General features: G+C 72.6%; 25 protein-coding genes and 1 tRNA gene. 15 read left to right on the top strand and 11 right to left on the bottom strand.

Annotation, left to right across the window (positions count from 1 at the left end):
* Nucleotides 1–17 precede the first annotated feature (17 nt).
* Complete coding sequence (locus tag ACPPVX_RS19770; RefSeq protein WP_426572299.1) at nt 18–617, top strand: TetR/AcrR family transcriptional regulator; 600 nt, start codon at nt 18–20, stop codon at nt 615–617.
* Here the strand turns inward: ACPPVX_RS19770 and ACPPVX_RS19775 are convergent.
* The 5 genes from ACPPVX_RS19775 to ACPPVX_RS19795 form a co-directional block, all read right to left on the bottom strand.
* The gene (locus ACPPVX_RS19775; protein WP_426572300.1) at nt 594–1,439 is read right to left on the bottom strand and encodes an SDR family oxidoreductase; all 846 of its coding nucleotides are present in this window, start codon (nt 1,437–1,439) and stop codon (nt 594–596) included. The two genes, ACPPVX_RS19770 and ACPPVX_RS19775, sit on opposite strands and share 24 nt — an antisense overlap.
* A complete protein-coding gene (locus ACPPVX_RS19780; protein ID WP_426572301.1) occupies nt 1,436–2,356 on the bottom strand; it encodes a zinc ribbon domain-containing protein in 921 nt (306 codons plus the stop codon). Before ACPPVX_RS19780 ends, ACPPVX_RS19775 begins: the two co-directional genes overlap by 4 nt.
* 67 nt (nt 2,357–2,423) lie before the next feature.
* The gene (locus ACPPVX_RS19785) at nt 2,424–3,401 is read right to left on the bottom strand and encodes a Bax inhibitor-1/YccA family protein (protein WP_426572302.1); all 978 of its coding nucleotides are present in this window, start codon (nt 3,399–3,401) and stop codon (nt 2,424–2,426) included.
* Nucleotides 3,402–3,499: 98 nt separating this feature from the next.
* Nucleotides 3,500–3,700, bottom strand: a complete 201-nt coding sequence (locus ACPPVX_RS19790; RefSeq protein ID WP_421119445.1) for a cold-shock protein — start codon at nt 3,698–3,700, stop codon at nt 3,500–3,502.
* Between the two features lie 308 nt (nt 3,701–4,008).
* Nucleotides 4,009–4,083, bottom strand: a tRNA-Cys gene (locus tag ACPPVX_RS19795).
* 89 nt (nt 4,084–4,172) lie between these two features.
* Between ACPPVX_RS19795 and ACPPVX_RS19800 the strand changes: the two genes are divergently transcribed.
* Nucleotides 4,173–4,925, top strand: coding sequence for a sulfite exporter TauE/SafE family protein (locus ACPPVX_RS19800; protein WP_426572303.1), 753 nt, complete (start codon nt 4,173–4,175; stop codon nt 4,923–4,925).
* Nucleotides 4,926–4,930: 5 nt separating this feature from the next.
* Here ACPPVX_RS19800 and ACPPVX_RS19805 read toward each other — a convergent pair whose 3' ends face one another.
* Both ACPPVX_RS19805 and ACPPVX_RS19810 read right to left on the bottom strand, forming a co-directional pair.
* The gene (locus ACPPVX_RS19805; RefSeq protein ID WP_426572304.1) at nt 4,931–5,236 is read right to left on the bottom strand and encodes a hypothetical protein; all 306 of its coding nucleotides are present in this window, start codon (nt 5,234–5,236) and stop codon (nt 4,931–4,933) included.
* The gene (locus tag ACPPVX_RS19810) at nt 5,226–5,507 is read right to left on the bottom strand and encodes a hypothetical protein (RefSeq protein WP_426572305.1); all 282 of its coding nucleotides are present in this window, start codon (nt 5,505–5,507) and stop codon (nt 5,226–5,228) included. Before ACPPVX_RS19810 ends, ACPPVX_RS19805 begins: the two co-directional genes overlap by 11 nt.
* A gap of 190 nt (nt 5,508–5,697) precedes the next feature.
* Between ACPPVX_RS19810 and ACPPVX_RS19815 the strand changes: the two genes are divergently transcribed.
* From ACPPVX_RS19815 to ACPPVX_RS19850, 8 genes are all read left to right on the top strand, one after another.
* On the top strand, nt 5,698–6,366 hold the full coding sequence (locus tag ACPPVX_RS19815) for a hypothetical protein (RefSeq protein ID WP_426572306.1): 669 nt from the start codon (nt 5,698–5,700) through the stop codon (nt 6,364–6,366).
* A gap of 40 nt (nt 6,367–6,406) precedes the next feature.
* Complete coding sequence (locus tag ACPPVX_RS19820; RefSeq protein WP_426572307.1) at nt 6,407–7,006, top strand: nitroreductase family protein; 600 nt, start codon at nt 6,407–6,409, stop codon at nt 7,004–7,006.
* 377 nt (nt 7,007–7,383) lie between these two features.
* Nucleotides 7,384–8,037 carry a transglycosylase family protein gene (locus ACPPVX_RS19825; RefSeq protein WP_426572308.1) on the top strand — a complete coding sequence of 218 codons (654 nt, stop codon included), beginning with the start codon at nt 7,384–7,386 and terminating at the stop codon, nt 8,035–8,037.
* Between the two features lie 219 nt (nt 8,038–8,256).
* Nucleotides 8,257–9,291 carry a sulfate ABC transporter substrate-binding protein gene (locus ACPPVX_RS19830; protein WP_426572309.1) on the top strand — a complete coding sequence of 345 codons (1,035 nt, stop codon included), beginning with the start codon at nt 8,257–8,259 and terminating at the stop codon, nt 9,289–9,291.
* Between the two features lie 146 nt (nt 9,292–9,437).
* Complete coding sequence (cysT, locus tag ACPPVX_RS19835) at nt 9,438–10,181, top strand: sulfate ABC transporter permease subunit CysT (RefSeq protein ID WP_426572310.1); 744 nt, start codon at nt 9,438–9,440, stop codon at nt 10,179–10,181.
* Nucleotides 10,174–11,004, top strand: a complete 831-nt coding sequence (locus ACPPVX_RS19840; RefSeq protein WP_426572311.1) for a sulfate ABC transporter permease subunit — start codon at nt 10,174–10,176, stop codon at nt 11,002–11,004. Before cysT ends, ACPPVX_RS19840 begins: the two co-directional genes overlap by 8 nt.
* Nucleotides 11,001–11,954 (top strand): sulfate/molybdate ABC transporter ATP-binding protein, encoded by a 954-nt coding sequence (locus tag ACPPVX_RS19845; RefSeq protein ID WP_426572312.1) that lies wholly within the window; start codon nt 11,001–11,003, stop codon nt 11,952–11,954. The genes ACPPVX_RS19840 and ACPPVX_RS19845 overlap by 4 nt, the downstream gene beginning before the upstream one ends.
* A 91-nt stretch (nt 11,955–12,045) precedes the next feature.
* The gene (locus ACPPVX_RS19850) at nt 12,046–12,480 is read left to right on the top strand and encodes a CBS domain-containing protein (protein ID WP_426572313.1); all 435 of its coding nucleotides are present in this window, start codon (nt 12,046–12,048) and stop codon (nt 12,478–12,480) included.
* Here the strand turns inward: ACPPVX_RS19850 and ACPPVX_RS19855 are convergent.
* On the bottom strand, nt 12,477–13,676 hold the full coding sequence (locus ACPPVX_RS19855) for an AMP-binding enzyme (RefSeq protein WP_426572314.1): 1,200 nt from the start codon (nt 13,674–13,676) through the stop codon (nt 12,477–12,479). The genes ACPPVX_RS19850 and ACPPVX_RS19855 overlap by 4 nt on opposite strands.
* Before the next feature lie 71 nt (nt 13,677–13,747).
* Here ACPPVX_RS19855 and ACPPVX_RS19860 point away from each other — a divergent pair, with 71 nt between their 5' ends.
* Nucleotides 13,748–14,629 carry a 1,4-dihydroxy-2-naphthoate polyprenyltransferase gene (locus ACPPVX_RS19860; RefSeq protein WP_426572315.1) on the top strand — a complete coding sequence of 294 codons (882 nt, stop codon included), beginning with the start codon at nt 13,748–13,750 and terminating at the stop codon, nt 14,627–14,629.
* Here the strand turns inward: ACPPVX_RS19860 and ACPPVX_RS19865 are convergent.
* A complete protein-coding gene (locus ACPPVX_RS19865) occupies nt 14,622–15,365 on the bottom strand; it encodes an alpha/beta fold hydrolase (RefSeq protein ID WP_426572316.1) in 744 nt (247 codons plus the stop codon). The two genes, ACPPVX_RS19860 and ACPPVX_RS19865, sit on opposite strands and share 8 nt — an antisense overlap.
* Nucleotides 15,366–15,400: 35 nt before the next feature.
* Between ACPPVX_RS19865 and menD the strand changes: the two genes are divergently transcribed.
* Nucleotides 15,401–17,149, top strand: a complete 1,749-nt coding sequence (gene menD / locus ACPPVX_RS19870) for a 2-succinyl-5-enolpyruvyl-6-hydroxy-3-cyclohexene-1-carboxylic-acid synthase (RefSeq protein ID WP_426572317.1) — start codon at nt 15,401–15,403, stop codon at nt 17,147–17,149.
* Nucleotides 17,150–17,350: 201 nt separating this feature from the next.
* Here menD and ACPPVX_RS19875 read toward each other — a convergent pair whose 3' ends face one another.
* Nucleotides 17,351–18,613, bottom strand: a complete 1,263-nt coding sequence (locus ACPPVX_RS19875; protein ID WP_426572318.1) for an isochorismate synthase — start codon at nt 18,611–18,613, stop codon at nt 17,351–17,353.
* Complete coding sequence (locus ACPPVX_RS19880; RefSeq protein WP_426572319.1) at nt 18,610–19,308, bottom strand: ubiquinone/menaquinone biosynthesis methyltransferase; 699 nt, start codon at nt 19,306–19,308, stop codon at nt 18,610–18,612. The genes ACPPVX_RS19875 and ACPPVX_RS19880 overlap by 4 nt, the downstream gene beginning before the upstream one ends.
* Before the next feature lie 38 nt (nt 19,309–19,346).
* On the opposite strand from ACPPVX_RS19880, the gene ACPPVX_RS19885 reads away from it, so the two are divergent.
* The 3 genes from ACPPVX_RS19885 (at nt 19,347) to ACPPVX_RS19895 (ending at nt 21,930) form a co-directional block, all read left to right on the top strand.
* Complete coding sequence (locus tag ACPPVX_RS19885; RefSeq protein ID WP_426572320.1) at nt 19,347–20,051, top strand: YaaA family protein; 705 nt, start codon at nt 19,347–19,349, stop codon at nt 20,049–20,051.
* Nucleotides 20,052–20,117: 66 nt separating this feature from the next.
* The gene (locus tag ACPPVX_RS19890; protein WP_426572321.1) at nt 20,118–21,146 is read left to right on the top strand and encodes a hypothetical protein; all 1,029 of its coding nucleotides are present in this window, start codon (nt 20,118–20,120) and stop codon (nt 21,144–21,146) included.
* Between the two features lie 28 nt (nt 21,147–21,174).
* Nucleotides 21,175–21,930, top strand: a complete 756-nt coding sequence (locus ACPPVX_RS19895; RefSeq protein WP_426572322.1) for a class I SAM-dependent methyltransferase — start codon at nt 21,175–21,177, stop codon at nt 21,928–21,930.
* Nucleotides 21,931–21,952 lie beyond the last annotated feature (22 nt).

Consider the following 21,952-nt stretch of genomic DNA (forward strand, 5'->3'; position numbering starts at 1 on the left):
GTCAATAGGATGGCGTCGTGACGTCGACCACCCGCACCCGCCTCAGCCCCGACGAGCGCCGTCGCCAGCTGCTCGATCTGGGCCTGGAGATGCTGGCGGGCCGGGCGCTGCACGAGCTGTCGATCGAAGAGGTGGCCGAGGCGGCCGGCATCTCCAAGGCGCTGGTCTTCCACTACTTCGGCTCACGGCCCGCGTTCCTGCGGGCCATCGCCGAGGCCGCGGCCGACGACTTCATCGCCGTCACCGAGCCCGACCCCGCCCTGTCGCTCGACGACCAGCTCGAGCAGAGCATGGAGGCGTTCGTCCGCTACGTGGCCGACAACCGGGTGGGCTACGTCAACCTGGTGCGCGGTCCCGGGGGCAGCGAGGACGCGATGCAGGACCTGTTCGAGCAGACCCGCGGCCGGGTCGTCGACCGGATCGTGTCGAAGCTCGGGCCGGTCGACGGTTCCCCGGCCTTCCGCCTCGTGGTGCGAGGGTGGGTGGCGTTCGCCGAGGAGGTCACCACCACGTGGGTCGACCAGCCGGTGCTCACCGAGGAGCAGCTCCTGCGGCTCCTGAACGACTCGCTGACCCAGCTGGTGGTGCTGGCGCTAGGAGCCGACCACGCCCCGTAGTCCGTCGGCGCCGAACAGCGGCTCGATGAACTCAGCGAGCGACGGGCCCCGCCGCAGGCTCTGGCCGCCGTCGACCGTGATGACCTGGCCGGTGAGCCAGGTGGATTCGGGCCCGACGAGGAAGCGGACCATCGCGGCGATGTCATCGGGCTCGCCGATGCGGTCGATCGGCGTGTTCTCCTCGTAGGAGTCGAGCACGCCGCCGCCCGCGGTGATCATCTCCACCATCTCGGTGCGGATGAGGCCGGGGCACACCGAGTTGACGCGGACCGCGCTGGGGCCGAGCTCGTCGGCAGCCTGGCGGCAGAGCTGGTTGACCGCCGCCTTGGCGGGACCGTAGGCGCCGAACCACGGGTGGACGAGCGAGCCGGCGGTGGAGGAGATGGCCACGAACGAGCCGCCGCCTCCGCGCACGAGCGAGGCGGCACCGTACTTGAGCGCCAGCATGGTGCCGGTGAGGATCACGGCGGTGGTGGCGTCCCACTCGTCGCGCCCGAGCTGGGTGACCGGGCCGATCGACGTGCTGCCGCCCGCGTTGGCCACCACGATGCCGAGCGGACCGCCGGCGTTGGCCTCGGCGGCCTGCACCGCCGCGGCCATGGCGGCCTCGTCGGTGACGTCGGCGGCGATGGCGTGGAGCGATCCGGGGCCGTCGATGGGGCCGGTCTCGTCGATCGCGCTGGTCAGGCGCTCGGCCGTGCGGCCGCAGATGGTGACGGTGGCGCCGTCGGTGGCGAGGCGCACGGCGCAGGCCAGGCCGATGCCGCTACCGCCGCCGGTGACGAGCGCACCGGTGCCCTCGAGGGGGTGGGTGGCGCTCACTTCTTCGCGGCCGGGAAGAGGCCGGCGATGGCGATGAGGATGCCGCCCGCGATCGCCAGGTAGAAGCCGATGGCGGTGGATGCCTGGAACGACGTCGGCAGGTGATCGGTGACGAAGCTGGCGATCGAGGACCAGTTCACGGCGGCCACCGCCACGATGGCGACGCCCACCACCACCGCCGCGATGCGCACCAGGGTGCGGGCGGTGCCGGTGAACAAGAGGATGGCGATCAGGGCGCCCACCACGCCCAGGGCGAGGATGGCGTAGGGGTCGTTGCTCTTCAGCAGGCCGCCACCGCCGGTGAGCGACCAGCCCGAGACGGTCTCGCTGTTGCCACCCGGGTCGAGGGTGACCCAGCCGGAGAACACGCCCACGATGGTGAGGGCAGCTCCGATGAGGGCGACCACGCCACCGATGGGCGACTTGGTGCCCTTGGTGGGAGCGGTGGCCGCCGCGGCCGGTGCCGCTCCGGGCCAGGCCCCTGGGGCGGCCGGAGGGGGCGACCAGGTCTGGCCGGCCACGGGCGGGCCGGTGACCGGCGGCGCGCCGGGCGAGTACGCGGGGCCTGCGCTGACCGTCGACGCCGGCGGCGCGGTGGGCTGCTGCCACGCGCCGGGCGGGGCGGATGGGGCCGGCGGCGGGGTCCACGGCGAGCCGGGGGCCGGGGCGGTGGGAGGTGCCGCGGGCGGCGTGCTGGGGCCCCACGGCCCCGAGGCCGGCGGAGGCGCGACCGGAGGTGCGGCCACCTGGGTGGCGTCGTGGAGCCCTGGGCTCTGGATCCGGGTGTCGTCGGCGGGGGCCGACGGCGGCGGCGGAGCAGCGACAGGGCTGGCCAGGGGCTGGCCGCAGCTGGTGCAGAACGCCGCGGTGCCGGGCACCGTCGCGCTGCAGTTGGGGCAGGAGATCGTCTCGGTCACTCGAACAGCCTTCCTCGGCACGCGGACCGGGCCATTCTGCACGTTCCCGCCAGGTCAGGCTGCGCCCTCAGCGCGAGCGGAGCTTGGCGAGCAGCCGCAGGATCTCCAGGTACAGCCAGACGAGGGCGAGCATGAGGCCGAACGCTGCGAACCACTCCATGTAGCGAGGGGCCCGGTTGTCGACCGCCTGCTGGATGAAGTCGAAGTTGAGCAGCAGGTTCATCGAGGCGACGCCGACCACGAGGAGGCTGAAGCCGATGCCGAGGGCGCTGGCGTCGTTGACGATCGGCACCGTGGTGCCGAAGAGCGAGGCGACGATGGTGACGAGGTACACCAGGCACACGGCGCCCATGGCGGCGATGATCCCGGTGCGGAGGCGGTTGGTGACCTTGATGGTGCCGGTGGCGTAGAGGATGAGCATCATCACGAAGACGCCCATGGTGAGGCTCACGGCCTGGAGCACGATGCCGTCCCACTGCGCGTTGTAGGCGGCGGAGATGGCCCCCAGGAACACGCCTTCGGCCACGGCGTAGAAGGGTGCGGTGATGCGGGCCAGCCTGGGCTTGAAGATGGTCAGGATGGCGAGGCCGAACCCCACGATCATCGCCAGGAAGATCCACGGCGGCATGTCGATCGCGTAGGACTTCGAGCCGTCGGGGGCGATGCTCCTCACCGTGACGGTGACCGCCTGCCACCCGAACCAGGCGCCGACCAGCAAGATGCCGAGGAGGATGGCCGAGGCCGACATCGTGCCGCTCATGCGCATCGTGTCGCCGTGGTCGACCGGACGCCCGGGCGGCAGCGTGGTGCCGGGAGGCGTGGTCCCCGGTTGGGTGGGGACGGGCGGGTAGGCACCGGGGCCCGATGCGTACGGCCCGGTGGCCGCACCGGGGGCAGCACCGCCGGGCGGGGTGGACCCGGGCTGGCCGAACAGGTTCGGCGGCACCTCTTGGGCGGGGGAGCCCCAACCAGGCGTGAAGGCGCCCTGATCGTTGGCTGCGGTCTCGCGCTCGAAGATCTTGGGGTTGAGGGCCGGGTTGCTCATGGGAGCAGTCTGCCCGACCGGGCCGCGCGAACCGGCTCGGGACGCGAAGAACCGCCGGTCATGGCGACCGGCGGCCCTTCATCGATCGCGTTGGGGCTTCAGACCACGCGGACGTTCTGGGCTTCTTCGCCCTTGCGGCCGGGGGCCACGTCGAACTCGACGTGCTGGCCCTCGTCCAGGGTCTTGTAGCCGGAGCCCTGGATGTTGGAGAAGTGGACGAACACGTCGTCGCCATCTTCACGGGAAATGAAGCCGTAGCCCTTCTCGGAGTTGAAGAACTTCACGGTGCCTGTAGCCAAGGTATTTCTCTCTCTGTGCTTTGCGTGAGCGCATGCGGGCGACGTGCCCGTCGCACAGGTTAGGACACGATCCTCGGCGTTGGAAGGGGTGAACGGCGATTCTTGCGCGGGCCCATTCAGCGGGGATCCGGCCGCTCGACGCCCTCATCAACGGCGGATCCGGCGGCGTCGGGCCACGGATGAACCGCCCTCCGGAGCGCTCGAACCGGGTGCCTGGCGGACCGGTTCCATTTGGGCCTGGCCGGCGCGGAACCGGCCGGAACGCGAGCTGCCCGGCGGCGCTGGGCCGACGGGCATCTCGTTCGCACTGGAGGCGGCGGGGGGAATCGAACCCCCGTACAGGGATTTGCAGTCCCTTGCCTAAGCCACTCGGCCACGCCGCCAGGCCGGGACACCTTAGCGGAGTGCCCCTGGCCCTCCGGCGCCCGGAACCCGGTCCGGGTGGCGGGGAGCCACCACCTACCCTGAGCCGGTGTCCGGAGGCGAGATGGTGCTGGTGGCGCTGGCCGGGTTGGCCTGCGGGGCCATCAACGCGATGGCGGGCGGCGGCTCGCTCGTCTTGTTCCCTGCGCTCGTCGCCACCGGCATGGGCACGCTGGCCGCCAACGTCACCAACTCGGTCTCCACCTGGCCGGGCTACCTCGGGAGCAGCTACGGGTTCCGCGAGGAGATCCTCGACCAGCGCCACCGCCTGACGCGCCTCGCCGTGGCCACGCTCCTCGGGTCGATCGTGGGCTGCGTGCTGCTGCTGTCGACCTCCACCGAGGCGTTCGATCAGGTGGTGCCTGTGCTCGTGCTGTTCGCGGCCTTGCTGGTGGCGATCCAGCCGTTCGTGGCGCGGCGGGTGGGGGAGCCGGTCGAGGCGAGCCCGTGGACGCGGCGGGTGCAGGTGGTGGCGATCTTCGCGGCGAGCGTCTACGGCGGGTACTTCGGCGCCGCGCTCGGCGTCGTCTTCCTCGGCGTGCTCTCGCTCACCATCCCCGAAGGGCTCCGGCGGCTCAACGGCCTCAAGGCCGCCATGTCGGTCGTCGACTCCACGGTGAGCCTGGTGATCTTCGGGCTCTTCGGCCCGGTGCAGTGGGCGGCGGTGGCCATCGCCGCACCCGCCACCCTGATCGGCGGCTACGCGGGTGCGCACCTGTCGCGCCAGGTGAACGAGAACGTCCTGCGGATCGGTGTGGTGGTGTTCTCGGTCGGCCTCGCCGGCTACCTGGCGTTCACCTGAGCCGGTCAGCCTCCGCCGACGCAGGCCACGACGGCCGCCGAGTACACGTCGAGGTCGTCGCCCTTGGGCAGGGTGGTGGTCCGGTCGAGCGCGGCGATGGTCTCGGGCTTGAGCACCTTCATGATGCAGGTGGCCTGCGCCTGGCTGAACGAGTCCTCGAGCCGGGCCTGCACGCGGTCCTTGCGCTGCTGCACCGGATCGGGCGGGTCGGAGCTGCAGCCGGCGACGACGAGGGCGCCCACGAGGGCCACGGCCGCGACGGCACCCATGGCCCGGGGGCGACGGCGGCGGCGGGCCGGATCAGTGGTCATCGATGCACACCTTCGCGGCGTCGCGGTACTGCTGGCTGTCGGCGAAGGCGTTCATGTCGGAGGCCTCGATGACGGCCTCGGCCCCCACCTCCTTCACGACGCAGGCGGCCTGCGCCGCGGTGAGCCCGAAGTCTCGGAGCTGCTCCTGCGCCTGGTCGGTGGGGCCGGTGGTGGCGGGGTCGCTGCTGCCCTTGCCACCGCACGCGACCAGCACGAGCGGCAGCGAGACCGCCATCAGCATCACCAGGGAGCGACGGGTTCGGGCTGGCATGGAGGACATCTTCCGGCTGGGTTGCGGGCACGGTGGGGCGGGGCCTTCGCATCCTCGCGCAGCGCATCTTCCCGGTGGCGCACCCCGACGTCGGGGAGCGCCCGCCGGATCTCAAGTTGCGTCAGCTGGCCCGGTCGACTGAACTTGGAACCCACGAGTTCACCGTGTCGAAGGGGTTCAGGGCAGGCTCATGGCTATTGAAGTCGAGACCAAGGACTGCACCCAGCTGGGCGACGCCGAACTGGCGGAGATGGCCGACCTGTGTGCTGATGGCCCGAGCCGCTTCGAGGTGGGCGTCCTCTCGAAGGCTGCCGAGGCCTGGGTCCTGGTCACCCTCGCCCGCGAAGCCGGCCGTCTGAAGGGCTTCTCGTTCAGCACCCTCGAGCGCATCGGCGGCACGCCGAGCGTGATCGTGGGCCTCGCATCGATCAAGCGCACCTCCAAGCGCGAGACCGTCCTGCGGGCCATCGTGAACGACCAGCTGCGCCGGGCCGTGCTCGCCTTCCCCGACGAAGACGTGCTGGTCGGCACCCGCTTCGCCACCGTGTCGGGCTACGAGGCGTTCAAGACCCTCGTCGACATCGTCCCCCGCCCCGACTACCTCGCCACCGGTGAGGAGCGGGCCTGGGGCCGCCGCCTGGCCAAGCGCTTCGGCATCAACGCCAGCCGCTACGACGAGCGCTCGTTCGTCGTGCGGGGCGACAACAACTACCCCGAGGTCCTCGACCACGAGACCCTCAAGCCGGAGAAGCTCGACCCGGGGTACGCGGAGTTCTTCACGCAGGTCGACGATGGCCGGGGCGACGCCCTGATCGCCTTCGGGTGGGCCACCGCAGACGACCTGCTCAAGCTCACCTGAGCCGGCAGGCCGTTCGGGCGAGGCGCAGGAGCGCCCGACCGTGGAGCTGAACGAGGCGGTCCACGGCCGCCGCATGGTGCGGGCGTTCACCGGTGCGCCGGTTGACCGGGCCGTGCTCGACCGGCTGTGCGACCTGGCCCGCCGGGCTCCGTCAGCCGGTCACAGCCAGGGCATCGACCTGGTGGTGCTCGAGGGGCCCGAAGCGGTCGGCCGCTACTGGGACGTGACCCTGCCCCAGCCTCGCCGCGCCGGGTTCCGGTGGCCGGGCCTGGTGGTGGCGCCCAGCCTGGTGCTGGTGGTCGTCGACCCGGGTGCCTACGTCGCCCGCTACGCCGAGCCCGACAAGGCGGCCACGGGCCTCGGCTCGGGGCCCGGTGCGTGGCCCGTCCCGTACTGGTGGGTCGATGCCGGCGCCGCGGTCGAGCACCTGCTCCTCGGAGCGGTCGACGAAGAGCTCGGGGCGTGCCTGTTCGGGCTCTTCGGGCACGAGGAGGCCGTGGCCGTGGCGTTCGGGATCCCGGCCGATCGCCGGATCGCGGGGGCCATCGCCATCGGTCATCCGGCCCCCGACGAGCCGGGCCGATCCGCCTCGCGCCCCCGCCGATCGCTCGATGAGGTCGTCCACCGCGGCCGTTGGTGACCGTTTCGCTGACGTGATCGTCGGTGACAGGTGTAACACCGAACGGTCGATCTGCTCGCGCCCGGCGCCGGCCCTGAGGGCCCGATCTCGGCCCTGGCGCAGGGGTGGACGGGGGAGGACCGGCGTTCGTCGGGGCTGGTCAGCCGTCGTTTCGGGCAGGCGTCGACCGCCTGTCGGCGGGGTGCGCCCGCCCGGGCGAGGTCATCTGATCCAGCGATAAAAGTGATCTAAAGCATCAAATGTGACGATTCTCACGTGTCGATTGGGTTACGAAAAGGTGGATCTCGTGACACAATGTTCCGACCTACCCCGTGAGCGCTGCGGTGCGCATCTGCCCCCGCTCACCTTCTGTCTCCACCCGAGGGAGTTCCCATCACATGAAGACCGCACCTGCGCGCGCCACCAAGCGCGCCGACCAACCCCCGAGTACCCCCGGCACGCCTGCACGGCGTGCCCGCCGCTGGCCCGTGCTGGTCAGCATCTTGGCGCTGGGCCTCGTGGCCGTCGCCGCCCAGGCCGTCGCCGCCGACCCGGCCTCGGCCCCGGCGCAGAAGCCGGTCAAGGCGGCTGCCCCCGCCAAGCCCGCCACGGCCGCGAAGCCGGTCCGTCAGAAGGCCTTGAAGAAGTCGACCGCCTTCGGTCGCCTCGGTGACATCACCGTGCTCTCCGCCGTCACCGCCTCGAACAAGGTGTCGGCCCTCCAGGTGACGCCTCCTCCGCCCCCGCCCCCTCCGCCCGTCAAGAAGGTCGCCCCTCCCGTCACGCGCCAGGCTCCGGCTGCGGGCCCGAGCACGGGCCGCTGCGGTGGCGACCTGCCGCCCTGCTACATCATGAACCGCGAGTCCGGCGGTTCGCTGACCGCCAAGAACCCCAGCTCGTCCGCGTCGGGCAAGTGGCAGTTCCTCGACTCCACGTGGGCCGGCTACGGCGGCTACTCGAGCGCTTCGCAGGCTCCCGAGTCCGTCCAGGACGCCAAGGCGCGCCAGCTGTGGGCCGGCGGCTCCGGCTGCGGCCACTGGTCGGCCTGCTGAGCCCAGCTCGCCCGGGCCTCGGCCCGATGCCGATGATCTGAGACACGGCCCCCGGCAGTGCCGGGGGCCGTGTCGCGTCCCGGGTGAGGTGACGGCTCGGACGGGCCGGCACCTCACCCTTCACTCCATTCTTGACATGGTTGCTCGTATTTCCGTATTATCCCCCGACTCCATAGGAAATACAGGGAATCCCGGCGACGGGGTGGAAGGACCGAACCCATGAGAACCCGTACCAAGGCCGCGCTCGCCCTCGCCGTCGCCGGATCGCTGCTCCTCGGGGCGTGCGGCAGCGCCGCATCCGACGGCAGCGGTTCCGGCTCGGGCGGGTCCACCCTCTCCCTGGTCGGCTTCTCGGTCGCCAAGGCCCCGAACAACGCGATCCAGGCCACGTGGGCCAAGACCCCCGAGGGCAAGGGCGTCCGCTGGAAGGAGTCGTACGGCGCATCGGGCGACCAGAGCCGTGCCGTCGAGGCCGGGGCCGACGCCGACTACGTGCAGTTCTCGCTCGAGGGCGACGTGACCCGCCTCGTCAAGGCCGGCCTGGTGGCCGAGGACTGGCAGGCCAACCCCACCAAGGGCATCGTGTCCCGCTCGGTGGTGGTGCTCGTCGTCCGCAAGGGCAACCCGAAGCACATCACGGGGTGGGACGACATCGTGAAGGGCGACATCGGCATCGTGTCGCCCAACCCCGGCTCGTCGGGCTCGGCGCGCTGGAACATCCTCGCCGCCTACGGCCAGGTGATCGCCGACGGCGGCACCAAGGCCGATGCCGAGGCGTACCTCACCAAGTTCTTCAAGCACGCGGTGGCCCTGCCGGGGAGCGGGCGCGAGGCCACCACGGCGTTCCTCGCCGGGACCGGCGACGTGCTCATCTCCTACGAGAACGAGGCCATCCTCGCCCGGCAGCAGGGTGAGGATCTCGACTACATCGTCCCCGACTCCACCCTGCTCATCGAGAACCCGGGCACCACGCTGATCAAGGCCAACCCCAAGGCCAAGGACTACCTGTCCTACGTGCTGAGCCCGGCGGGCCAGGCCGAGTTCGTGCGCAAGGGCTTCCGTCCGGTCATCGCCGACGGCACCGACAGCATCCAGGTCGACGGGGCCAACGATCCGTCCGCCGCGTTCCCCACCCCGAAGAACCTCCTCACCATCGCTGACGACTTCGGTGGCTGGTCGAAGGTGAACGACGAGTTCTTCGACGAGGACAACGGGCTCGTGCCCCAGATCCAGCAGGCGACGGGCAAGAGTTGACCGCCGCGCAAGCGACGGCTCCGGCCGCGGCCCGTCCCGCGCCTTCGGCCCCTCCAGCCGCTTCGGCCCGTTCGGCGCGGCGGCGCCGGCGGCGCCGCGCTCCGGGCCACCTCACCGCCGCATCGGGAGCAGGGCTCGGCGTCGCCGTGCTCTGGTTCAGCCTGCTCGTCCTGATCCCGCTGGCCGCCGTGATCGTGCAGTCCACGTCGATCGGCTGGGCCGGGTTCTGGGACGTGCTGACCAACCCGCAGACCGCCGCGGCCATCCGCCTCACGGTGACGCAGGCGCTCTACGTCACCGCCGCCAACGTCGTGCTCGGCACGCTCATCGCCTGGGTGCTGGTGCGCGACGACTTCTTCGGCAAGCGGCTGCTCGAGGTGCTGATCGACATCCCGTTCGCACTCCCCACCATCGTCGCCGGCCTCGTCCTGCTCTCGCTCTACGGTCCGCAGAGCCCGCTCGGGGTCAACGTCGCCAACACGCAGAAGGCCGTGTACCTCGCCCTCGCGTTCGTGACGCTCCCGTTCGTCGTCCGCACGGTCCAGCCGGTGCTCGAAGAGCTCGATGTCGAGGTCGAGGAGGCGGCGGCGTCGCTGGGGGCCAGCCGCATCGTCACGTTCCGGCGGATCATCCTTCCGGCGCTGGCCCCGGCCATCGCCTCGGGCGCGGCGCTGTCGTTCGCCCGTGCCATCAGCGAGTACGGCTCGCTCGTGCTGCTGTCGGGCAACCTCGCCATGCGCACCGAGGTCACCTCGGTGCGCATGCTCACGTACATCGAGAACGGCGACACCGCCGCCGCGGCCGTGGTGGCCTCGGTGCTGCTGGCGGTGTCGTTCCTGGTGATCGTGGTGCTCGACATCATCCAGCGGCGGGTGGCCCGCCGTGGCTAGGACCGCCCGCGACCGCCGCACCCGCAAGGGGCCCCTCACCTACGTCCTCCGGTCCATCGCCGTCGGGTACGTCTTCTTCCTCGTCGCCTGGCCCGTCTCGCTGGTGGTCAAGGAGACGTTCAACCACGGGTTCGAGTCGCTGCGCGTGGCGCTGCAGGACCCCGTGGTCGTCCACGCCCTGTGGCTGACCGTCGAGATCGCGCTCATCTCGGTGGCCATCAACGCCGTGTTCGGCGTGGGCATCTCGCTGCTGCTCGTGCGCTACCGCTTTCCCGGGCGCCGGCTCCTCAGCGCGCTCATCGACCTCCCGCTCGCGGTCTCGCCGGTCGTGGTCGGTCTGGCGCTGGTGCTCGTCTACAACGGGCGCAACGGGTGGTTCGGACCGGCGCTGGAGTCGGCCCGGTTCCCGGTGATCTTCGCTCTGCCGGGCATGGTCATGGCCACCGTGTTCGTGTCGCTGCCGCTGGTGGTGCGCGAGGTGGTGCCGATCCTCCAGGAGATCGGGACCGACCAGGAGCTCGCCGCCCAGAGCCTCGGTGCCAACGCCATCCAGACCTTCCGGCGCATCACGCTTCCGGCGATCCGCTGGGCCCTCGTCTACGGCGTGGTGCTCAGCCTGGCCCGATCGCTCGGCGAGTTCGGCGCCGTGAAGATCGTGTCGGGCAACTTCGTCAACCAGACCCAGACCGCCACGTTGGTGGTCGAGCAGAAGTACCAGGACTTCGAGCAGTCGACCGCGTACGCGGCGGCGTTCCTGCTGGCCTCGGCCTCGGTCCTCTGCATCATCATCGTGTCGTTCATCCGTCCCAAGGACCCCTCATGAGCATCGAGATCCGCAACGTCTCCAAGCGGTTCGGCTCGTTCGTCGCCCTCGACGACGTCAACCTCACCATCCCCACCGGCCAGCTCACCGCGCTGCTCGGGCCGAGCGGCGGCGGCAAGTCCACGCTGCTGCGGATCGTCGCCGGCCTCGACTTCGCCGACGAGGGCACGGTCGCCATCGAGGGCATCGAGGCCACCGACCTCCCGGCCCAGAAGCGCAACGTCGGCTTCGTGTTCCAGCACTACGCGGCGTTCAAGCACCTCACGGTCGCCCGCAACGTGGCGTTCGGCCTGGAGATCCGCAAGCGGCCGAAGGCGGAGATCAAGGCGCGCGTCCAGGAGCTGCTCGAACTGGTGCACCTCGACCAGTTCGGCGACCGGCTGCCCTCGCAGCTCTCCGGAGGCCAGCGCCAGCGCATGGCCCTCGCCCGGGCGCTGGCGGTGGAGCCCAACGTGCTGCTGCTCGACGAGCCGTTCGGCGCCCTCGACGCCAAGGTCCGCAAGGAGCTGCGCGACTGGCTGCGGCGCCTGCACGACGAGGTGCCCGTCACCACCGTGTTCGTCACGCACGATCAGGAGGAGGCCCTCGAGGTGGCCGACGAGATCGTCGTCATCAACGAAGGCCGCGTGGAGCAGATCGGGACGCCCGACCAGCTCTACGACGAGCCGGCCAGCGACTTCGTCATGAGCTTCCTCGGCCCGGTCACGCAGTTCCGGGGCCAGGCCATCCGCCCGCACGACATCGCGGTGCTGGCCTCGCCGGCACCAGGCGCCGACGCCGGCACCATCGAGCGGTTGAACCGCGTGGGCTTCGAGGTCCGCATCGAGGTGGCCGTCGACGGCGCCACCACCTCGGTCGCGCTGACCCGTGCCGAGGCCCGCTCGCTGGGCCTGGCCGAGGGGTCGGCGGTGTGGCTCGAGCCGGCGCCCGGGGTGACGATGGCCGGCTGACCAGCAGGTGTCCAGGTTCTGGTGACCGCGGTCACCTTCGGGTGCCAACTGTGGTTCGATGGAGGTGAGCCCAAGAGCCGAGGAGGTCGCCATGCAGGTGAGCGTTCTGCTGCAGACCAAGGGGACCGACGTCGTCACGGTGCGCCCGGAGGCCACCGTCGCCGAGGTCGCCATCGTGCTGGCCGAGCACCGGATCGGTGCGGTGGTCGTGACCGGAGGCGGAGGGTCGATCGACGGCGTGCTGTCGGAGCGCGACATCGTCCGGGCCCTGGCGCGGCCCGACGACGGCCTCCTGGCGGCCACGGCGTCGTCGCTGATGACCTCCGAGGTGGTGACGTGCCAACCCGACACCACGGTCGAGGAGCTCATGTCCACCATGACCGAGCGCCGGATCCGCCACATGCCGGTGGTGGTCGACGGCTCCCTGGTCGGGCTGGTCAGCATCGGCGACGTCGTGAAGCACCACATCGCCACGCTCGAGACCGAGACCCGGGCGATGCACGACTACATCGCCCACCCCTACTAGCGGCCGCCGATCTCGCTGTCGCCGGCGGGCGGAGGCGCCACCGGCCGTCGCGGCTTGCCCAGCGCGGTGCGGGGGATCACGTCGACCAGGCGGAGGGCGCGGGGCGCGCTCGATGCCGGGAGGGTCTGCTTCACGTGGCCGCGAAGGGCCTCGAGCGTCGGTGGGCTCGAGGGGTCGGCGGGGACGACGACGGCGACCACGCGCTGGCCCCACTCGGGGTCGAGGGCGCCGTGGACCATCACGTCGGCGACCTGCCCGTGGGTCCGGATCGCCTCCTCCACGGGGAGGGGCCAGACGTTCTCGCCGCCGGTGATGATGAGGTCGTCGGCCCGCCCGTCGATCAGGAGGCGGCCGTCGTCGGACCAGCGGCCGAGGTCGCCGGTGGCGAGCCAGCCGTCGGGGCCGACCAGCGGGGAGGTCGAGCCGTCGGGGCCGCGCCGGCCGCGGGCGGTGGTGGGCGTGCGCAGCGCGATGGCGCCGGCCCGGGCCCCGGCGGAGGGGGGATCGACGCGCACCTCGACACCCGGCAGGGCCACGCCCTCGTACACCACGCCTCCGCCCGTCTCGGTGAGGCCGTACGTGTGGACCACGTTCGAGGGGCGAGGGGTGGGGTCGGCCGATCCGCCGAGCACGACCCACCGGTAGGGATCGGCCTCGACCCGATCGAGCGCGGTGGCCACGAGCGACACGAGGGTCGAGCCCCGCTCGGCGGGGGCCGCGGTCACAGCCCGCTCGTCGAAGCCGTCCAGGACGTCGACCGGGGTGGCGGTCAGGATCGACCGGGCCAGCACGCCGAACCCGCCGAGGTGGTTGAGCGGCAGGCAGGCCAGCCAACGGTCCCGGGCCGGATCGACCCCGAGGTGCTCGTGGACCGCATCGGCGTGGGCCCGCAGCGAGCGGTGCGTGTGGACCAGGACCTTGGGGACCCCGGTGGAGCCGCTGGTGACCACGACCAGGGCGTCGCCGTCGTCGAGCGGCGGCGCGTCGAGCCCGGTGGGGGCCTCGGTGATGCGGCCGTCGTCGTCGCACGTCAGCTCCACGCTGGGGGCGGTGGCTGCCAGCAGGTGCTGGCGGGCTGTCGAGGGAAGGTCGCCGGGAACCATCAGGACCGCGTCGCCCCGGTCCCACGAGGTGCGGACCATGCGCTCGATCACGGGCCCGTTCCAGAACGTGCTGATCGCCACGAGCCGTGCCATGGCGCCAGCCTGCCAGGTGGGTGGGTGCCCCCGGTTCGGGGCCGGCGCCGCCATCGGGCCAGACTCGGGCGATGAACATCTGGGTGGCGGGCGCTCGGCCCCGCACGTTGCCGGCCGCCATCGTCCCCGTCGCGGTGGGCACCGCCTGTGCGGTGGGCGAGGTTCCCGGCGGCCTGATCTGGTGGCGGGCGGTGGCCGCCATGGTCGTGGCCCTGGCGCTGCAGGTCGCCACCAACTACGCCAACGACTACAGCGACGGCATCCGCGGCACCGACGCCGACGACAAGCGCGTCGGACCCGTCCGGCTGGTGGGCCAGGGCCTGGCGAAGCCGAGCTCGGTCAAGAAGGCAGCCCTGCTGTCGTTCGCCGTGGCCGGCCTGGTGGGCACGGCGCTGGCCGTCGCCGTGAGCCCGATCCTCTTCGTGGTGGGCGCGGCGGCCATCGCCGCAGGCTGGTTCTACACGGGGGGCCCCAAGCCCTACGGCTACGCCGGGCTGGGCGAGGCGTTCGTGTTCGTGTTCTTCGGCGTGGTGGCCACGGCCGGGTCGACCTACGTGCAGACGGGTTCGCTGACCCTGCTCGGGCTCGGTGCCTCGATCCCCGTCGGCCTCCTGGCCACGTCGATGCTCGTGGTGAACAACCTGCGCGACATCCCCGGCGACACGCTCGTGGGCAAGCGCACCCTGGCCGTGCGGCTGGGCGACCAGCGCACCCGGTTCCTCTACGTCGCCATGATCGTGGGCGCGTTCGTGATGGTGCCGCTGGTCGCCGGGCTCAGCGGCCGGCTGTTCGCCTCGGCCGCGCTGCTGTCCATCTTCGTGGCCCGCAAGCCGGTGCTGTCGGTGCTGATGGGCGCCAAGGGCCCGGACCTGATCGGGGTGCTGGGCGACACCGGCAAGGCGCAGCTCGCCTTCGGCCTCCTCTTCACCATCGGGCTGTCGATCATCATCTGACGAACCGGGTCACCACGAGCTCGGCGAACGCGGCCGGGACCTCGAGGTGGGCGGCGTGGCCGCTGTGGGGGACGGCCATCCCGGATGCGTTCGGGCCGATGGCATCGACGAGGCGCTGGCCCAGGGCGGCGAACTTCGCGTCTCGCGCCCCCCAGGTGACCACGGTCGGGGCGTCGATCGCCGCCAGCTCGTCCCACCACGGCGGATCCATCGTGCCCGTGCCCGTCAGGCGGAGCGACGAGGCCAGCCCCTCCGGCGTGTTGGCGCGACGGGCGGCCAGGTCGTCGGGCTGGACCTCGAGGTCGGCGAAGAGGGGCTGGGCGAGCCACTCCTCGAGGAACGGCTCGACGCCCTCGCGCTCGATGCGCTGGGCGAGCACCTCGTCGGCGGCTCGTCGAGCGGTCCGCGCTCCGGGTTCGGTGATCCCGGCCGTGGCGCCGATGAGGACCAGGGAGCGGACCGATCCCGGATGGTCGAGGGCGAGGCGGAGCGCAGTGCGGCCGCCCATCGAGTAGCCGACGACGATCGCGGGCTCGCCGCCGATCAGGTCGGCGATGCGGGCGGCGCTCCCGGCGAGGTCCAAGCGGAGGTCGCCGGCCGTGCCGTGGCCGGGGAGGTCGGGGGTGGCCGGGTCGAGCCGCCAGCTGCGCAGGAGGTCGGCGACGGGCCGCCAGCTCGCGCCGGTCTGGGTGAAGCCGTGGAGGAGCACGACCGGGGGAGTGGGGGCGGCTGCCATCGCTGCATCCTCGCACCCTGTGCTCAGATGGGCAGGTGAGCGACGCCATCCGCCCCGAGGACACCCAGGCCACCTTCTGCGCCACGCTCGTCGACGAGTGGGTCCGCGGCGGCGTGACCGATGCGGTCGTGTCACCCGGCTCCCGCTCCACGCCGATGGCGCTCGCCCTGGCCGCCGACGAGCGCATCGCCGTGCACGTCCACCACGACGAGCGCGCCGCCGGGTTCGTCGCCCTGGGGCTCGGGCTCGCCTCCGGGCGCCCCGCCGTCGTGCTCACCACCAGCGGCACCGCGGCGGTGGAGCTGCACCCGGCCGTGGTCGAGGCCCATCAGGCATCGGTTCCCGTGGTGGTGATCACGGCCGACCGGCCCCCCGAGCTCCACCACGTCGGTGCGCCCCAGACGGTCGACCAGGTCCGGCTGTTCGGCGACGCGGCGCGGTGGTTCACCGATCCCGGCGTGCCCGACGCCGTGAGCGCCGGCACCTGGCGCTCGCTGGCCGCGCGCAGCATCGCCGAGGCCACCACCGGGCCGCGCGGCCCTGGTCCGGTCCACGTGAACCTGGCGTTCCGCGAGCCCCTGGTCGGGAGGGTCGGCGCCCTGCCGGAGGGGCGGCCGCACGGCGCGCCGTGGCACACCACCGAAGGACGGCGGGCGGCCGTCGACCGGTTCGGCACCGCCCGCCTCACCGAGCTGCTCGACGCCGACCGGGGCGTGATCGTCGCGGGTGGCGGCGCCGGCGATCCCGCCGTGGTGCTGTCGCTCGCCGCCGCCACGGGCTGGCCGGTCCTGGCCGATCCCCGCTCGGGGTGCCGGATCCCCGAGCCGGGCGTCATCGCCGCGTTCGATGCCATCCTCCGGCACGAGTCCACCGCCGCCGCGCTGCGGCCCGATGTGGTGCTGCGCCTCGGTGAGCCCCCGGCGTCGAAGGTGCTGGGGCAGTGGCTGGCCGCGTCGGGCGCCACCGAGGTGGCCGTCGATGCGCACGGCCGCTGGTTCGACGCGGCCCGCACGGCCGCCCACGTGCTGCACGCCGACCCCGCCGCGGCCGGCCAGGCGCTGATCCACCTGGTCGGGGGGCGCACCGAGTCCAACGCCGCCTGGACGGGCTCGTGGGCCCGCGCCGAGGCGGCCGCGCAAGAGGCCATCGACACGGTGCTCGCCCGCCACGAGGCGCCCACGGAGCCGGGCATCGCCCGGGCGGTCGCCGCCGCGCTGCCCCCGGGATCCACCCTCGTGGTGTCGTCATCGATGCCCGTGCGCGACCTCGAGTGGTTCGCGGCGCCGAGGACCGACCTGCGGGTGCTCGCCAACCGCGGGGCCAACGGGATCGACGGCGTCGTGTCCACCGGCGTGGGTGCCGCCCTCGCCGCCCGCAGCAGCGGCGCCGCCACGGCCGTGCTGATCGGCGACGTGGCCCTCCTGCACGACACGAACGCGCTGCTGGGCCTGGCCGACCGGGGCGTCGACCTGACCATCGTGGTGGTCGACAACGACGGTGGTGGCATCTTCTCGTTCCTGCCTCAGGCCACCACGCTGGCCGGCGACCGCTTCGAGCAGCTGTTCGGCACGCCGCACGGCGTCGACCTCACGCTGCTGGCCGCGGCGCACGGGCTGATGACGGTGGAGCCGGCGGGAGGGGCCGACGTCGACACCGCGGTCCGCGCGTCGGTCGGTGCCGGAGGAAGCCGGCTGGTGCGCATCCGGACCGACCGCACCGACAACGTCGCCATCCACGACAAGATCCACGCCGCCGTCGCCACCGCCCTGGCCGCACTCCGCTGACCGCACCCCCAAGAAGCGCTGGCGATCGAGCCTGTGGTTTCCGAGCGAAGCGAGCCCGGGGGAGTCTGAGGGGGCGGAGCTTGCGGAGCCCCTTCAGTCGAAGGGGTGCGACGCAGTCGTGCCCCTGAGCGAAGACGGCGACGTCAGGAGCTCCTCAAGTGCGAGGAACGGAGTGAGGCGCAGCCGAACGAGTGACGAGACCTACGGCCGGACGATGGCGCCGAGCATGGCTTGGAGCTTGGCTCTCGTCTCGGTGAGCTCGGTGGGGGGATCGGAGTCGCCGACGATGCCGTTGCCGCCGATCACCCGGGCCACGTTGCCGTCGATGGCGGCGCCGCGGATGCTGACCGCCCACTGGCCGTTGCCCTGGCCATCGGTCCAGCCGACGGCGCCGGCGTAGCGGTCGCGGTCGAGCTCCTCGAGCGAGGCGATGAGCGCCAGCGCCGCGTCGCGCGGCCGGCCGCAGATGGCGGGGGTGGGGTGGAGGGCGGCGACCAGCTCGAGCACCGACGCGGGCGGGTGGGACAGCCGCCCTTCGACCGAGGTGGCGAGGTGGGAGACGTTGGCGAGCGGCACGACCGATGGCTCGGGCTCGTAGTCGACGTACGACGAGAACGCGAGGAGCGCATCGTGGACGGCATCGATGGTCACCTGGTGCTCGTGGCGGTACGTGGCCGACGCGAGCAGGGCGGCGGTGCGGCGGGCGTCGACCGCCGGATCTCCCGAGCGGGGGACCGTGCCGGCCATGGGCTGCGCCCGTACCACGTCGCCTGACCGGCCGACGAGCAGCTCCGGGCTGGCGCCGCAGAAGCCCTCGACGAGGTAGAGGAAGCACCCGGGGTAGCCGGCGGCGAGCCGGGTGAGGACGGTGGCGATGGGGATGGGACGATCGGCCGTGACGGTGATCTCCCGGGCGAGCACCACCTTGTCGAGCTGACCGGCGCGGATGTGCTCGGTGGCGGTGGCCACCGCCTGGGTCCACGCCTCGGGCGGGCGCGCCGAGCGGACCTCGAACGAGCCGGGCCCGTCGGCGGGCGTGGGAGCGGCGGGCAGGTGGGCCAGGGTGGTGGCGGCCAGCGCGTCGTGGCGCTCGTCGGCGCCGGGGCCGGCGGAGACCACGGTGGTGATCCAGCGGGTGCCGTCGGCGTCGCGCCCGACCGTCACGTCGGGGACGAGCAGCTCGGCCGGCGCGTCGGGAAGGAAGGGGAGGGCCCCGAACGCCACGGGTCCGGTGCCCGAGCGGCGGACGTCGTCGTCGGTGGGGATCGACCGGAGCACCCCATCGGCCTGCGCTCGCGGCAGCCGCAGGGCGGTGCCCCGACCCGCGAAGCCGCAGCGGTCGCGGGCGAACAGGAGGCCGTCGCCGCCGGCGATGGCCAGCAGGTCGGGATCGTGGTCGAGGCGCCGGGTCCGGGCGACCACCCCCACGTCGTCGGTCGGACCAGGGGCCCAGGCCTCGGTCATGCGCGGGTGGCGGTGATGAGCTGCGAGATGCCGGTGGACAGGAGGCGCCGGTCGACGTCGACGAACCCGGAGCCGCCGAGCTGCTCGAGCATCACCTCCGGCTCGGGGAGGTACGCCACCGACTTGGGCAGGTAGCGGTAGGCCGACCCGTCGGACAGCAGCCCGCCGATGAGCGGCACGATCTTGCCGAAGTAGATGCCGTGGCCCCAGCGCAGGAACGGGTTCGGCGGCTCGGCCACCTCCAGCAGGGCGATGCGCCCACCGGGGCGGACCACCCGGCCGAGCTCGGCGAAGAACGGCTGGAGCTCCTTGAAGTTGCGCAGGGCGAAGCCGCACGTGACCCCGTCGACCGAGGCATCCGGGATGGGCAGCCGCAGGGCGTCGGCCTCGACGAGCGGCGCCTCCGTGCGGGCGGCGGCGAGCATGCCGTAGGAGAGGTCCATGCCGACGGGGGAGAGCCCGGCACCCGCGAGGCCCCGGCACAGGTCACCGGTTCCGCACGCCAGGTCGAGCACCACCGACCCGGGCCGCAGGCCAAGCGAGGCGATGGTCTTCTTGCGCCAGCCCACGTCCATCCGGAACGTCATGAGCCGGTTGACGAGGTCGTACCGGGGGGCGATCGCGTCGAACATCGACCGCACGGCCTCCACCTTCTCGTCTCCCGTGGGGAGCCCTTCGGTCTGCGCGCTGGCCATGGCTCGGATCGTACGGCGGATCGCTACTGTCGCCGCCCATGGCCCGTCGCACCCTGATCCTCCTGCCACCGTCGGAGGGCAAGGCGCTCGAAGGCGCCGGTCCGCCGTGGGCGCCGGGCACCATGGCGCTCGCCGCCCTCGACCCGGGTCGGGCCAAGGTCCTGAAGGCGCTCGGCCCCCGGCACCCGGCACGGGTCGGGCCGACGATGGCGGCGATCGACCGGTACACCGGCGTGCTCTACAAGGAGCTCGCCTACCGCACCCTGCCCGGGGTGGAGCGGCGCCGGCTCGACCGGTCGGTGCTCATCGCCTCGGGCCTGTGGGGCCTGGTGGCGCCCCGCGACCCGATCCCGCACTACAAGCTCAAGATGAGCGCCAGCGTGGCGCCGCTCGGTCGGCTGGCCACGTGGTGGCGGCCGCAGGTGACCGCGGGGCTGGCACCCCTGGTCCTGCGGGGGCGCGTGTGGGACCTGCTGCCCATCGAGCACTCGGCGGCCATCACCTGGCCCGACCTCGAGCCCCTCGAGCGGGTGACGGTGCGGTTCGTCGATGCTTCGGGCGCCACCGTCAGCCACTGGAACAAGCTCCTGAAGGGCTCGCTCGTCCGGTGGCTCGCCGCCCACCCCGGAGCCGGCGTCGACGACCTCGAGGCCTTCGACCACCCGCTCGGCTACCGCTTCGATCCGATCGCCACCGAGCGCGAGGGACGCCACGCGGCCGTGATCTTCCGTCTCGAGCCCTGATCCCTCAAGCCGAGCGCAGCCGGACCGATGGGAGGTCCGTCCCTTCGGCGGCTGAGGTGCCCGGCAGTGCTGCTCTACGAACTCGCGATCTCCCTCGACAAGCGCTCCCCCGACCTGGTCGATGCGGCTGCGGCGCTCGGCCTCGGCGAGCTGTCGCCTGCGTCTGAGGTGACCGCCGAGCAGGTGGCCGCCCTGCGCGCCCACTTCGGCGCCCCGGGTGCCCTCCCGGCGCCGCCGATCGGCGCTCCGGCCCCGGCCCCCGCCGGAGGCTCGGGCATGTGGGGCCCGCCGGTGGCCCCTGCCAACTGGGGACCGCCCACGCCGCCGCCTCCGCCGCCTCCGCCGCCAGGGGCGGTGCCCGCCGCGCCCGCTCCCGGGCACCTCGGGCCGCAGTTCTCCTACGAGGCCGCGCCCCTGGGCCCCGGGGCGGTGCCCCCACCGCCACCGCCCCCGCCCCCCGCGTGGGGCGCTCCGGTCGGCCCCCCACCGATGGGTGCACCCGCACCGGACGCCGGTCGCTCGGGCCTGAGCCGCGGCCAGATGGCCGCGATCGGCGTCGTCGGGGTCCTGGTGGTGGGCCTCTTCGCCTTCATGGTGTCGAACACCGGTCCCGACAAGAAGCGCGAGCAGGCGATAGCGGCCGACCAGAAGCGCCTCGAGGACGAGCTGGACACGGCCACCACCGATGCGCCGAAGACGACCACCACCCGGCCGGCACCGGCGACCACCGCGCCGAAGGGCGTCGACGACGTGGTCGACCTCGAGCGGTTCTGCCGCGGCGGCATCGCCATCAGCACCTTCGAGCTCCGGATCGTGGCGGCCGAGGGGGACAAGGACTACGGCGAGCTGGCTCAGCTGGTGCGCGACCGCCGCAGCCGCTGGCAGAGCGATGTGGCCCTGATGGCCTCGGGTGCGGCCCCGATGTACAAGAACGAGATCGCCCGGTACGAGGCGGCGTACGACGAGTTCTTCGATGCGGTCGAGTCGAGCTCGAGCTTCACCCAGCTCGCCGGGAAGATCGATCGCATCGAGATGCTGAAGGCGGTCAACGGCGCCAACGAGTTCGGCACGCAGATCAGCTACCTCTGCAAGTGATCCCGGCCCCGGCTGGCATGCTCGGAGCATGAGCAGCCCCCGGGACCACGGCTTCGAGGACCTCGCCGACCACCTGGGCGCCGCCTACCTGCGGTACTCCTTCACCAAGGGCACCGAGCAGGAGGTGGCGTTCCTGGTCGACGCCCTGGGCCTGCAGCCGGGCATGCGGGTGCTCGACGTGGGCTGCGGGCCCGGGCGCCACGCCCACGCCCTGGGCCGGCGGGGGATCGAGGTCCACGGGATCGACATCAGCGAGCGGTTCGTCGAGCTGGCCCGGGCCGATGCTCCGGCCGGCGTGACGTTCGAACGGCTCGATGCCCGTTCGCTGCCGTTCGACGGAGGGTTCGACGCCGCCATCTCCCTGTGCCAGGGCGCGTTCGGCCTGGCCGACTGGGGGCCGCAGGTGGTCGACGCCGACGGCCGGACCCTCGACCCCGACCTCGACGTGCTCGACGGGATCGCCCGGGCGCTCGAGCCCGGAGGGGCCGCAGCGGTCACCGCGTTCAGCGCCTACTTCCAGGTGCGCCACGTCGAGGCCATGGGGAGCGAGTTCCACGTCGACCGAGGCGTCAACCACGAGCGCACCACCATCAAGGACGAGCAGGGGGTCGACGCCGACGCCGATCTGTGGACCACCTGCTTCACGCCCCGCGAGCTCCGGCTCCTGGCCCACCGCGTGGGTCTGCGCGCCGACCACATCTGGTCGGTCAGCCCGGGCCGCTACGGCCGGGACCAGCCCGGCCTCGACAGCGAAGAGTTCCTGCTCGTGGCCCGCAAGGTCTGAGCGGCGGCTCGGCCCGACCCCG

Source organism: Aquihabitans sp. McL0605 (genome assembly GCF_049993875.1).
Classification (GTDB): domain Bacteria; phylum Actinomycetota; class Acidimicrobiia; order Acidimicrobiales; family Iamiaceae; genus Aquihabitans.

What these genes read in the sequence shown, in the direction of transcription:
- ACPPVX_RS19845 (WP_426572312.1), top strand. Translation starts at nt 11,001, where the DNA reads ATGAGCATCGAGATCCGCAACGTCTCCAAGCGGTTCGGCTCGTTCGTC.
- ACPPVX_RS19825 (WP_426572308.1), top strand. Translation starts at nt 7,384, where the DNA reads ATGAAGACCGCACCTGCGCGCGCCACCAAGCGCGCCGACCAACCCCCG.
- ACPPVX_RS19810 (WP_426572305.1), bottom strand. Translation starts at nt 5,507, where the DNA reads ATGCCAGCCCGAACCCGTCGCTCCCTGGTGATGCTGATGGCGGTCTCG.
- ACPPVX_RS19865 (WP_426572316.1), bottom strand. Translation starts at nt 15,365, where the DNA reads ATGGCAGCCGCCCCCACTCCCCCGGTCGTGCTCCTCCACGGCTTCACC.
- ACPPVX_RS19855 (WP_426572314.1), bottom strand. Translation starts at nt 13,676, where the DNA reads ATGGCACGGCTCGTGGCGATCAGCACGTTCTGGAACGGGCCCGTGATC.
- ACPPVX_RS19850 (WP_426572313.1), top strand. Translation starts at nt 12,046, where the DNA reads ATGCAGGTGAGCGTTCTGCTGCAGACCAAGGGGACCGACGTCGTCACG.
- ACPPVX_RS19880 (WP_426572319.1), bottom strand. Translation starts at nt 19,308, where the DNA reads ATGGCCAGCGCGCAGACCGAAGGGCTCCCCACGGGAGACGAGAAGGTG.
- ACPPVX_RS19860 (WP_426572315.1), top strand. Translation starts at nt 13,748, where the DNA reads ATGAACATCTGGGTGGCGGGCGCTCGGCCCCGCACGTTGCCGGCCGCC.
- ACPPVX_RS19875 (WP_426572318.1), bottom strand. Translation starts at nt 18,613, where the DNA reads ATGACCGAGGCCTGGGCCCCTGGTCCGACCGACGACGTGGGGGTGGTC.
- ACPPVX_RS19805 (WP_426572304.1), bottom strand. Translation starts at nt 5,236, where the DNA reads ATGACCACTGATCCGGCCCGCCGCCGCCGTCGCCCCCGGGCCATGGGT.
- ACPPVX_RS19830 (WP_426572309.1), top strand. Translation starts at nt 8,257, where the DNA reads ATGAGAACCCGTACCAAGGCCGCGCTCGCCCTCGCCGTCGCCGGATCG.
- ACPPVX_RS19785 (WP_426572302.1), bottom strand. Translation starts at nt 3,401, where the DNA reads ATGAGCAACCCGGCCCTCAACCCCAAGATCTTCGAGCGCGAGACCGCA.
- ACPPVX_RS19895 (WP_426572322.1), top strand. Translation starts at nt 21,175, where the DNA reads ATGAGCAGCCCCCGGGACCACGGCTTCGAGGACCTCGCCGACCACCTG.
- ACPPVX_RS19885 (WP_426572320.1), top strand. Translation starts at nt 19,347, where the DNA reads ATGGCCCGTCGCACCCTGATCCTCCTGCCACCGTCGGAGGGCAAGGCG.
- ACPPVX_RS19815 (WP_426572306.1), top strand. Translation starts at nt 5,698, where the DNA reads ATGGCTATTGAAGTCGAGACCAAGGACTGCACCCAGCTGGGCGACGCC.